This window comes from Cytobacillus sp. BC1816, from assembly GCF_051353635.1.
Lineage (GTDB): Bacteria > Bacillota > Bacilli > Bacillales > Cytobacillaceae > Cytobacillus > Cytobacillus oceanisediminis_C.
In genome coordinates, this window is the sequence record NZ_CP195611.1 from 413,150 (window position 1) to 425,390 (window position 12,241).

7 protein-coding genes and 1 riboswitch are annotated in these 12,241 nt (G+C 42.5%); of the genes, 6 read left to right on the forward strand and 1 reads right to left on the reverse strand.

The features are described 5' to 3' along the window. Nucleotides 1–18: 18 nt before the first annotated feature. The 3 genes from ACR42H_RS02155 to ACR42H_RS02165 all read left to right on the forward strand — a co-directional run bounded on the left by ACR42H_RS02155 (nt 19) and on the right by ACR42H_RS02165 (nt 6,657). Complete coding sequence (locus ACR42H_RS02155; protein WP_436374578.1) at nt 19–2,769, forward strand: dynamin family protein; 2,751 nt, start codon at nt 19–21, stop codon at nt 2,767–2,769. 179 nt (nt 2,770–2,948) lie between these two features. Further along, complete coding sequence (locus ACR42H_RS02160) at nt 2,949–5,744, forward strand: response regulator (RefSeq protein ID WP_436374579.1); 2,796 nt, start codon at nt 2,949–2,951, stop codon at nt 5,742–5,744. Nucleotides 5,745–5,841: 97 nt separating this feature from the next. Beyond that, entirely contained in the window at nt 5,842–6,657 is an 816-nt protein-coding gene (locus ACR42H_RS02165; protein WP_436374580.1) for a CheR family methyltransferase, read from the forward strand. A gap of 232 nt (nt 6,658–6,889) precedes the next feature. Here the strand turns inward: ACR42H_RS02165 and ACR42H_RS02170 are convergent, their stop codons facing one another. After that, entirely contained in the window at nt 6,890–8,032 is a 1,143-nt protein-coding gene (locus ACR42H_RS02170; protein ID WP_436374581.1) for a SpoIIE family protein phosphatase, read from the reverse strand. Nucleotides 8,033–8,380: 348 nt separating this feature from the next. On the opposite strand from ACR42H_RS02170, the gene ACR42H_RS02175 reads away from it, so the two are divergent. From ACR42H_RS02175 to ACR42H_RS02185, 3 genes are all read left to right on the forward strand, one after another. Further along, nucleotides 8,381–9,745 (forward strand): aspartate kinase, encoded by a 1,365-nt coding sequence (locus ACR42H_RS02175; RefSeq protein ID WP_436374582.1) that lies wholly within the window; start codon nt 8,381–8,383, stop codon nt 9,743–9,745. A 254-nt stretch (nt 9,746–9,999) separates the two neighbouring features. After that, a complete protein-coding gene (locus ACR42H_RS02180) occupies nt 10,000–10,638 on the forward strand; it encodes a glycosyltransferase (RefSeq protein WP_436374583.1) in 639 nt (212 codons plus the stop codon). Nucleotides 10,639–10,773: 135 nt separating this feature from the next. Then, on the forward strand, nt 10,774–11,961 hold the full coding sequence (locus ACR42H_RS02185) for an MFS transporter (RefSeq protein WP_113884885.1): 1,188 nt from the start codon (nt 10,774–10,776) through the stop codon (nt 11,959–11,961). Nucleotides 11,962–12,136: 175 nt separating this feature from the next. After that, a riboswitch (glycine riboswitch) is annotated at nt 12,137–12,237 on the forward strand. Nucleotides 12,238–12,241 lie beyond the last annotated feature (4 nt).

The following is a 12,241-nucleotide window of genomic DNA, read 5'->3' on the forward strand; positions in this document are numbered from 1 at the left end:
GCACTGCGGGGGATCAAGATGACTTTAGAGAAGCAGCTAATCAGCAAAACCTTTTATGAGACCTTCATGGAATCTAATGAAAATGTGCATCCGATCAGGGTTTTGGGTGAACTTTATGTTGCTGAGCAGCAGAACGAAGTGCCCGATTTAACCAATATCCGTTTCGCCCAGGGTGAGGTGTATTTCCTTAACAAGGATTATGAAGCGGCCATTTTTAAATGGGAGAGCATTCCGAATGAATTGGGGCCATGGGCACAGAAAAATATGGCTGATGCCTATTTTGAATTGGATTTGCTTTCAAATGCAGAGGACTTTTACAAATCTATTGAGACAGATTCAGAAGTGCTAAAAACCGAGGTGCTCCTTCAGCTGTTTTCACTTTACATACAGCGCGGCAAGCTTGAAATGGCTGTTGAATCTATTAAGGAAGCGGTCCGATTAAATCCGGATTATCCGGATGTGACTGATCTGGCACGCGGATTCTTTGAAGAACACAGCGATTGGGGAAATGCGGTGGAGCTGGCTGTCAATGAAGCAATCAGGACGGAATCCCTATCCTGGTTTGAAGTTCTTCATTCGTATGTGGACCAGGGGCGGACAGCTAAAATGGAGCCAAACTATTTCAGTGAGGCGCTTTCGGTGTTATACCGTGTGGACCAGGCTCATTTTGAGAGTTTATCAGCCGCTCTGTGGAATAGCTACAAGAAATCAGATCTGTATTTCTCATGGCTGAAAGAATATAACCATCTTCTCCTTAATATGGAGCCAGGGCGCTCACATACATGGAGCCTGCTTTCCGAGCTTTACAAGGATACTTATTTTGAACTAATCAGCGGTAAGCATCTTATCAGGGACTTATCACACCTGATACCGAATCATATAACTAACTGGGTGAAAATAGCTTCACCTTCGCATTCCCTTGTTTCGGCCTCAGCAGTGCTGGCCTGGAGCGAAATTTTCCCGTCTAATATTGATTCTTCAGCTGTCAGCGAGGCAGAAGGCCTTGTGAATCGCTCTGTCCGCTATCAGGATGGCTTGGAGGAAAGCTTCAAGCTATTTGAAAATGTCATGAAATGGGCGAAGGAAAAGGGCGTTCTGATGGGTGAACGCTTTGAATGGATGGTCCGTGAACTCCTTGATTTGGATGCAGGGCATTTGCTGATTGCCGGCGCGGCTTCAAATGGGAAATCCTCGTTTGTGAACACTCTTCTCGGTGAAGAGCTGATGGGGGATTCCACTTCTGCTTCAGTGCTGTTCAAGGATAGTGATGAAGCGGAAATTCATGCCGTTACGGACGAGGAAGTGCGGAGTATTTCTGACCTGGAGGACTTTAGGCAAAGCGCAGAAAAAAGCCAGCAGACGCTTATCCGCTGCAGAATGCCATTCGCCTTTTTACAGAATAATAGACTTGCTGTCATTGATACGCCAGGTCTTGCGGGGCAAAGCAAGTTCAGAAATGGTGTGTTCCAATATCTCCATTTCGCAGACAGCATGCTGTTTGTCCTGAATGCAGATTCGCCTCTGACAGATAAAGAGCTGGATCTTGCTGTAAGAATGAGAGAACAGGCTCCGGAATTGCCTATTCATTTCCTTCTCAGTAAAATGGACCGGATTCCAGACAGCCAGGATGCTATGGATCTTCTTGATGAAACTCAGTCCCGTGTTCATACCTACTTTCCAAAAGCAAAGGTGTTTGCTTTCTCCGCCTATTATGAAAGCGAAAGCCAGCTGAATGATTTAGCAGTCTTTATCAAGTCGATGATGGATGGACGGAACCGGAAAGAAGAGCGTACAGCAAAGGTTCTTTACTATATTAAAAAATCGATCAAATTCCTTCTTGAAAAGCGCGTTGAGATGGAAAACAGCTTGATTGATACTATTAAATGGAACGAAGAAATGGTAACAAAACTTAAGGGTGCCAACAATCAGCTGAGTGATATGGAAGAAGAAAAGATCCGGACAATTAAAAAGTCCTACAGCCAAATTAAAGATAAAATGAGACAGGATCTTGAGAAAAGGATTCCGGAACTGCTTCGGAATTGTTCAGAAATGGTGACAGAGGACAGTGATTTTGGAAAAATCCATACTGAACTCAATGACGAAATGAATAATCGGGTACATGAATATATTGAAGAGACTGTTTTGCCGGATTTCCATGTTTCCATTCAGGAATGGATTGCTGAAAGTGAAGGAGAGTTCAGAAGCAGCCAGGCATATCTGGATGAAATGAGCGAAAGCTTCAATGAGCTATATGATGGCGAAGAGAAAATCTCGCTGGACTGTGACTTCAGGATTCTGGATGACTGGCGCCGCGACGCGGATCGAATGACGCGGGGAAGTGTTCAGCTGGATAAGGCAAACATTCTAAACCGCTTTTCTCCATCGCAGTTCCTGCTGAAGAGTGCAGGCAAGCTGCTTGGTGCGATCCAGCAGAATAAAGCCATGCTCCATAATAAATATAAACAGTTCATTGAACATGAAGACTATAGCGAGATCGCAGAATCCATCACCAATAAATTCATGCAGCAATTTGAGCTTTTCGAGAAATCGCTTGAACGGGATATAAAAATGTTTTTCAGAAATCCGTTCGATGTATTGAATCATACGGTTGAAGAGACCTACAAGGACATTGCAGAAAATAAAGAAGCTTTAAGCGATATGCGCAAAAATCCTGAGATTTACCAGGATCCCCTGACACTATTTGACCTGAAGCTCCGCCAGTTTGAATGGATAACTTCAGCAGGGGAAAAAGTTAAGGAATATCGTTAAACATCAGGAAGGAGTTTTCCTTCCTTTTTTTTATGAAAAAAATAGAAAAGCAGGTTTGATTTATAACGGATAAGGGTAAAGAAGCTAGTCTATTAAAATCCTAAACTCATAAACGTGAACATGAACTTGAGAACGGAAACAAAGATAAAGAAATATTGGGGGAAAGAAGGAGAGAACAGGTGAGCTTTAAGAGAAAGCAAATAATGGGTTTGGGCCTAACCGTATTTTTTATGTTTATTCTAATGTTTGTCATTCTGTCTATGGTGAACGGAATGAAGGCAAATATGCTGGAAATTGTGGAGGATCGCTATTATAAGGTAAACCAGGCTACAGAGATCAGACAGCTTTTTTACCAGACAGATCAGCAGCTGCTGAGTGTGCTCACCGACATAGAATCGGCAGATCCAGCCATGACGGCTGAATTGATTGAGGCAAACCATGAAGGGATAAAAACCCGGATTTTTAAATTGGAAAATGAATTAAATAGACAGAAATCCAGCCTGCTATTAAAGGAAGTAGAACAGGCATATGAATCTTATGCCCAAATGCAAAACAGCTTCATTGGATTAATGGGAAGCGGAGATCTGGATTCCTTGGAAGATCTGTACAGGGATGAAAGGGAAAACCGAAACTCTCTTCTAGTAAAGCTGGCTGAATTTAAAGAATATCAGGAATCCATCATGGCTGATTCCCTGGAAAGTGCAAATGAAACGTATAGCCAGTTACTATCGACTTTGGTTGCTGCGGTTGCAATAGCCATTATTTTAATCATCGGAGTGACAGTTTGGGTGATTAGAAGTACAGGCAGAAGCATCAGCTTAATTATAAAAGGGATTAAGGATATTGATTATCAAGACCTTTCTTCCATTTCAAGGCTGAATATCGAAACAAAAGATGAGATTGGTGAAATCGCAATAGCCTTCAACTCTATGGCTGATTCACTCGAGAACTATTACGTAAAAGAACAGCGCTATTCGGCTGAAATCAGTGAGCAGAACTGGATTCAAAGCCAGTCTGCTGCATTAGTAAGCATTTATAGCCAGCATGTGACTATAGCAAATTTGGCAGATGATTTTATTTCCAGGCTTGCTCCTGCCGCCGGAGCCAATCTCGGAGTCTTTTACGTAAAAGATGACAGCGGAAGCAAACCTGTATTTAAAAAACAAGCTGCTTATGCCGATGGGGCGGAAGATGCGGGAAGAGACTTTTTCTTTGCTGGGGAAGGAATGGCAGGGCAAACAGTCAGGGATAAGAAAACAATATTCCTTCATGATGTTCCTGAGGACTACAAGGTCCTATCAACCGGTTTGGGAGATGTCAGGCCGAAAAGCATCATGATGGCACCCGTCATGCTCAAAGACGAGGTCGTTGCAGTTGTAGAATTGGCAAGTTTGAGGCAGTTCACTGATGCACAGATCAAACTCCTGGAAAAGGTAATTGAAACATTAGGGATAGCCATTACGAATATTTCAGGAAGAATGGAGATCGAACGCTTATTGGCAGAATCTCAGGCACAGACAGAGGAACTGCAGGCACAGGCTGAAGAGCTGCAGTCCCAGTCGGAGGAGCTGCAGGCGCAATCTGAAGAAATGCAAAGTCAATCTGAAGAGCTGCGTATGATTAATGAACAGCTTGAAGAGCGCTCCAGAGATGCGGAAATGAAATCCGAAGAACTTCAGGCTGCCAAGGAAGAGCTGGAGGAAAAAGCAAAGCAGCTGAGTTTAAGCTCAAAATACAAGTCAGAATTCCTGGCAAATATGTCTCATGAGCTGCGCACGCCGCTTAACAGCATATTGCTTTTATCAGAGATGCTGACAGAAGACCCGGATCAAATGCTCACTGAGGAACAGAGGGAGTTTTCCAAAGTTATTCATACATCAGGACAGGATTTGCTTACCCTGATCAATGATATTCTGGACCTTTCAAAAGTAGAAGTAGGAAAATTGGAGATCAGTTTTGAGGAAGTCAATATGGGTGAAATGTCGCAGCGTATGAAGCAGCATTTTACACAAGTGGCAAAGCATAAAAACCTTGAGTTTACTGTAAGCTCTTCAGAAGAAGTGCCGCCTGTATTCAATACCGATGAGCAGCGGCTGCAGCAAATTGTGAAAAATCTCCTGTCAAATGCATTTAAATTTACGGAAGAAGGTTCAGTAGCAGTCACTTTTGAAAAAGCCGCACAGAGCGATTTCTTTGGTTTGCCGTTATCCACCTATACAGATGATTGGCTTAAAATAACAGTGCTGGATACAGGCATTGGCATTCCAGCAGAAAAGCAGCAGCTGATTTTTGAAGCCTTCCAGCAGGCCGATGGAGCCACGATGAGAAAATATGGCGGAACGGGCCTGGGATTGTCCATCTCCAAGGAATTTGCCCAGCTGCTCGGCGGCATTTGCAAAGTGGAGAGTGAAGAAGGAAAAGGAAGCCGTTTTACACTGGTCATTCCGAATTTGCCAAACGGTATGCCTGAAATTGAGGCAGGAACGCTTGCTTTTGAAGAAGCTGCAGTAACCGCTGAACCTCTGGAGGAAGTGTATGAGGCAGCAGAACCCCTAGCTGCTGAAGGAAATAGTGAAGCAGAGCATCAGCATACAGGTACTGAGCTTAGAGATAAAACAGTCATTGTCGTAGATGATGATCACAGAAATATATATGCGCTGAAAAATGCATTAAATAAAGAAGGCATGAATGTCCTTACAGCAGAAAACGGGATGCAATGTCTGGATTTACTAATGGGTACAGAAAAGATTGATATTGTGCTGATGGATATTATGATGCCGGTTATGGATGGTTATGAAACCATGAAGAGGCTTCGCGGGCTGGACAGGCATCAGGATGTTCCAATCATTGCCCTTACTGCCAAGGCAATGAAAGGCGATAGGGAAAAGTGCATGGAAGCGGGTGCAACAGATTATATCAGCAAGCCATTAAAACTGGACCAGCTGCTGTCCGTTATGAGGGTGTGGCTTTCATAGAAGGAACAGGAGGAGCGCCATTTCTAATGTACGGACAGAAAGAGGAGCTTTCCCCGCAGCCATAATTTTATTCTCGAAAGTTGAGGAATGAATAGAATTGAAAAAGGAAGAATTAGAGATAGATTTACTTTTAAAGGCCATTTACGGTTTATCCGGGTATGATTTCCGGCAATATATGCGCTCTTCTATTGCAAGGAGGATCCAAAATCGCATTAGCAGGGATCGGCTGCCCAGCATAACAAGCCTCACAGAGAAGGTTATACATGAAGAAGGGTATCTGCAAAAGGTCCTGAGCGATTTTTCAATCAATGTTACCGAAATGTTCCGGGATCCTACGTTTTTTAAAGCTTTTCGAAATGAGGTAGTCCCGATGCTCAGAGAATTGCCTGAGATCAGAATTTGGCATGCAGGCTGTTCGACTGGAGAGGAAGCCTATTCCATGTCTATTTTGATGGAAGAAGAAGGTCTGGGAGAACGAACTAAAATTTATGCCACAGACATCAATGAAAAAGTGTTAGAAAAAGCAGAGAGCGGAATGATCCCTCTGCAAAAAATGCAGCTCTACACAAAGAATTACATTATGGCAGGCGGAAAAAAATCATTTTCAGAATACTACACTACAGATTGTGAAGCAGCTTATTTAAAATCATCTCTGCTTAATCGAATGGTTTTTGCGCAGCATAATCTGGTGACCGATGGTTCTTTTAATGAATTTCATGTGATTATATGCCGCAATGTCATGATATATTTTAATACTGATCTGCAAAGCCATGTTTTTAATCTTTTCAATGAAAGCCTCAGCATGGGGGGAGTTCTGGGACTTGGAAGCAAGGAAGCGCTGAGGATGGAAGTGCCTGTATTTGAAGAAATCAACCTGCAGGAAAAGATTTTCAGGAAGACTGCTCCAGCATAAGAAAAGCGGAAGCGCCTTGCCCGCAAAGGAACGAAGATCATGAACGCCACGTCCTGTGGCAACGTCAGCATGATCCGCATCATCCCAAAAGCTGCCGAAGCGTTCCTTATGGAGCTAAACAATATTTAAGGTTCAAAAATAATCACATTTTTATCTTTATATAAAAACAGAGTGCGGACCCTATTTGAGGGACTGTACTCTGTTTTTTTTGCAAAAATATTATGTATACACCCTAATCTGCCTGAACCAGAACAACACACATATCATCATCAGCGCTTGCCTGCTGCTGTTTAGTCAGAATCATATCGATTGGTTCTGCAGTTCTGGCTGCATTCCAATGGAAGGATGCGAAGCGCTGAAGGTATTCACAAGGGTTAAGATTATTCTGCTCCACTGCTTCTTCCACTCCGTCCGTAAACAGGAGCAGCTGGATGGAGTCTATATAGGGAATTGTTTCTTTTTGAATCGTAATATCTTCAAAAAAGCCTACTGCACACATATTGCTGGGTAAGCTGACCATTTCCTTCTTATCTGTTAGTGCGTATCCGGTTGGATGCCCGGCATTTACATACTCGACGGTTTTGTCTTTTTTATTAAGGACGAGGTAAATGGCTGTAAAATAATATGGAATCCGCTGATTGCGCTGATTAAGGGAATTCATCCACCGATTTAGTTCCTTCATGACGTATTCAGGATCGCTGCATGTTCTGATGGCATCCCTTAGAACAGAAGAGATAAACATGCATACAAGGGATGCTGAAATTCCGTGGCCCATCATGTCCAGCTGGATGGCAGCAAAGCGATGTTCATCGATTTGGTACCAGTAATACATGTCCCCTGCAAGTTTGTTGGCTGGGAGGTAGGAAGCTTTTAACAGTGTGTGCTTATGATAAATCGGCTCGCTCAGCATGCTGGTCTGCACCTGCATGGATAAATCCAATTCATTCTTGATTTTATTTTCCTGCTCCTTATGCCAGTCCTTTTCATACTTAAGTCTTAATGCAGCACGAATCCGGGCAAGCAGTTCCGTTTTATTTATGGGCTTCATAACATAATCAGTTCCGCCCGCATCAAGAGCTTCTGCTACCTTATTTGAATCTTCCAATGCAGTTACAAAAATCACCGGTATATCCTTTAAATGTGGAATCTGCTGAAGCCGCCGGCATGCTTCAATTCCATCCATCTCCGGCATCATAATATCCATTAAGATAATGTCTGCTTTTATATCAGCTGAGAAAGGTGAATATCCCTGAAGATGCTGAAACATATCCTTTGCAGAAGAAAACGTTAAATGGTCTTTATACCCGGCGCGTTTTAATATATGCTGAATGACAAACAAATTGGCTTGATTATCGTCCACAACTAGGATTCCCATAGACTTTTTCCCTTCCCGTGTTTTTACGATTTAAATCTTTATATAAATATCCTTAACATATACCCCGTTTTGGAAAGGGAAAAACCATAAGATTAATAGTTTTTTTGCTTTGGGCAATTCGGCAGAACGGGATAAAATAAAATGTTTATTGTAAGCGTTTTCTTTTATTATTCTTAAATAATATTATAAAGCGATATAATCACACAAGTTAATCATATTTAATATATTTATATATTTTTGTGTGTTTTTATGGTGAACATATGTATTTTCAGGATAGAATTTCTCTTGATTTCTATTCGGATAAGAGTAAAATAAAGATTAAATTTTCAGAGATTAGGAGATGTCAGGATGAAAGTCGTGAAGTTCGGAGGATCTTCTTTAGCATCCGGAAAGCAAATCGAAAAGGTTTTCAATATTGTAAATGCTGATCCAGAGCGGAAGATAATAGTCGTCTCGGCTCCTGGAAAGCGATTTTCAGCAGATAATAAGGTTACTGATTTATTAATTGCATGTGCAGAGAAACGGATTCTGGGAGAAGCAGCAGATGACTTGGCTGAAGCTGTATTGGATCGATATAGCCAAATCGCTGATGAATTAGAGCTGGGTCTGGACATTAAAGATATGATTAGGGAGGATCTTTTTACAAGGCTCTCCAGCGATACAGATCATCCTGAAGTTTTTATGGATCTAATCAAAGCGAGCGGAGAGGATAATAACGCTAAGCTTGTTGCAGCTTATTTTCAGCAGCAGGGAGTGCAAGCAAGGTATGTGAACCCGAAAGAAGCGGGATTGCTTGTAAGCCCGGAGCCTGGAAATGCACAGGTTCTTCCCGAGGCATATGAGAATCTATATTCCCTAAGGGAACAGGACGGGATTATCATTTTTCCAGGTTTCTTTGGGTATAGCAGGGATGGGCAGGTTTTCACATTTTCAAGGAGCGGATCGGATGTGACAGGTTCCATTTTGGCTGGAGCAGCCAAAGCGGACTTGTATGAAAATTTTACAGATGTGGATGCTGTTTATTCGGTAAATCCATTTATTGTGGAAAGTCCTAAAGAAATCAAAGAACTGACATACCGCGAAATGCGGGAGCTTTCCTATGCAGGTTTTACTGTCCTGCATGATGAAGCGCTAGTGCCGGCATTCAGGGCTGGAATTCCTGTGCAGATTAAAAATACGAATAATCCATCTGCTCCTGGCACGAGGGTTGTGAACGAGCGCGATAACACAAACGGACCTGTGATCGGGATTGCCAGTGATCAGGGATTCTGCAGCATATACGTCGGCAAATACTTAATGAACAGGGAAGTCGGCTTCGGGAGGAAGCTGCTGACCATTTTGGAAGAGTATGGACTCAGCTATGAGCATACACCTTCAGGAATTGATGATATCTCCATTATTCTTCGGGAAAACCAATTTACTAATGGTGTGGAGGAAGAAATTCTGAGCCGCATTCAACATGAACTTCACGCGGATGAGGTGAAAATCCAGCATAGCCTGTCGCTTATCATGGTGGTTGGTGAGGGGATGCGCCAAAACATCGGAACAATGGCCCGGGCATCCAAGGCCCTCGCTAAAGCGAAAGTAAATATGGAAATGATCAATCAGGGCTCATCTGAAGTGAGCATGATGTTTGGCGTACAGGCAGTGGATGAAAAACGCGCGGTACAGGCGCTTTACAATGAGTTCTTTGCTGCGGCAGCAGTGGTGTGATAACTGTACAATAGTAATTTTGTTTATCCGAGGGGTTATTTATACGAAAGTATAATGACTTACCTGAAAGTAAAATATGCCTATATGCAAATTAGTGCAATAAAATTCCTATTCAGCAAGCTATGGCAAATAAATCAAACGTTTGATTGAAAAAGCTTGGGGCATTAGCCTCGAGCTTTATTTTTTTGGAATGAAAACTCTTAAGATAATCAAAATAAGAAGGAAACTTTTTCAATCTGGAAGGAGAAAAGGATATGAAGAAATTACTGATATTGGGAATAATGCTGCTGCTGCCGCTGAATACGCTGGCAGCTCCAGGCAATGCAGCTGCACAGAAACCGTGTATCACACAATCAGAGGTTAAGTTTGAAAATGAATTCCGCAGGTTATGGATGAACCATGTATTATGGACAAGCAATTATATTACAAGTGCCACAACAGCCGGTGCGGAGGATCAGAAGCAGGTTCTGGCAAGGCTTTTGAAAAATCAGGAGGAAATCGGGAATTCAATAAAGCCTTATTATGGAGATGCTGCAGGAAATAAGCTTACAGAGCTGCTTAAGGAGCATATTGTTATTGCCGGAGATATTGTTGAAGCTGCCAAAAGCGGGCAAGGCGCCAAAGTGAATCAGCTGAACAAAAAATGGCATCGCAATGCAGATGAGATTGCTGCTTTTCTAAGCGGAGCCAATCCTAATTTGCAAAATGAAGATGTAAAAAAATTGCTATACACGCACCTCGAATTGGTGACAGATGATTTAACAGCGAGCCTGGTTAAGGATTGGGATGCAAGAATTGTTTCAATTGATGATGGATTGTCGCATATTATCATAATGGCAGATGCCATTTCAAAAGCAGTTGTGAAGCAATTCCCGGACAAATTCAAAGGGTGAATACAAGAGGCTTCAGCATATGCTGGAGCTTCTCTTATTTTTCCTTTGACAAAGCAGCCTGTCTCATTATAAGCTATTTAGCGTGCCAAATAAATTAATGTAAATTTTTCACATATAGAAGGAGGGGTATCCGCTATGTCTGGGGATCAAAAGAAAAAGATGGTCATTTTAATGATCAATATGTTTATTGCGATCGGAAGCTTTGGGATTATTATTCCGATTTTGCCGGCTTATTTGGAATCCATTAATCAGGGTGGAACGGCAGCTGGCTTGATGATTGCCATTTTTGCGGGTGCCCAGCTGATTTTTTCACCCATTGCAGGGAAATGGGCAGACCAATACGGCCGAAGAAAGATGATTATTTACGGATTAGCTGGTTTGACATTATCCATGCTTGTCTTTTATGCAGTGGATTCCATTTGGCTGCTTTATTTTTCACGCGTAATCGGAGGCATTGGAGCAGCATTGCTGATTCCAGCTATTTTTGCTTACATTGCGGATATTACAACTATGGAGCAGCGTGCAAAAGGGAATGGCCTTGTCTCAGCTGCGATGTCACTTGGAATTGTGGTTGGACCTGGAATTGGCGGATTTTTGGCAGACTTCGGATTGAAAATGCCTTTTCTGATTTCAGCGCTTGTATCTCTAGTGGCAGTTATTTTTTCAATTGTGCTCCTCGAAGAAAGCAGCACATTGCAGACGGTGCCGGGAGAAATGCCTGACGAGGAACCAATGGTCAAGAAGCTGGCAATGTCTGTTAAGAAGCCATATTTTATTCCGCTTGTCATCACATTGGTGATGAGTTTTGGTTTAATGGCGTATGAATCAGTGCTGGGGCTGTACCTTGATAATGAGTTTGCTGCTACTCCGCAGGAAATTGCCATTATGGTGACTTCAACGGGGGTCATTAGTGTTATTGTTCAGCTATTTGTAGTCGATCGGGTGGTTAATAAATTCGGAGAAGGAAAGGTATTGAATATCTTTTTGGCTGTTGCGGCGTCAGGCTTCCTTGTATCGCTGTTTGCAGGAAGCTATGCACTTTTCTTTGTCATTTCGCTGATCATTTTCCTGGCCACTTCCATTCTGCGTCCGGTTTTAACCACGCTTATCTCAAAAATGGCTGGCAATGAGCAGGGATTTGCGATGGGGATGAATAATGCTTATATGAGCATTGGAAACGTGCTTGGCCCAACGATTGCCGGCGTACTTTACGATGTACGGATAACCTATCCGTTTGTGCTCGGTCTCGCCCTATTGATCGTTACATTGTTTATCACGATTGCCTGGCAAAAAAAGGAGCCGAAACCGAAAGCGGCTGTATAGAAAAAGGCTTGGAGACATTGTCTTCAGGTTTTTTTTATTTGCCCTTTATCCTATGCAAATGATATGGAAAAAAAATAGTCAAATTACAATTGTGGCAATTTTGTGAAAGAAACGCAGTTCGATTGACATAGTCTAAATAATGTATTATTCTGAAAATAACAAAAATATTGAGCGAATGACGGCTGCGGGAGAGAGCATTCAGTAGCCACCGAAGGAGCAAGCTTCAAAAATACCCTTGAAGCCAATCTCTCAGGTAGACAGAACCGCAGTCGGACGCATC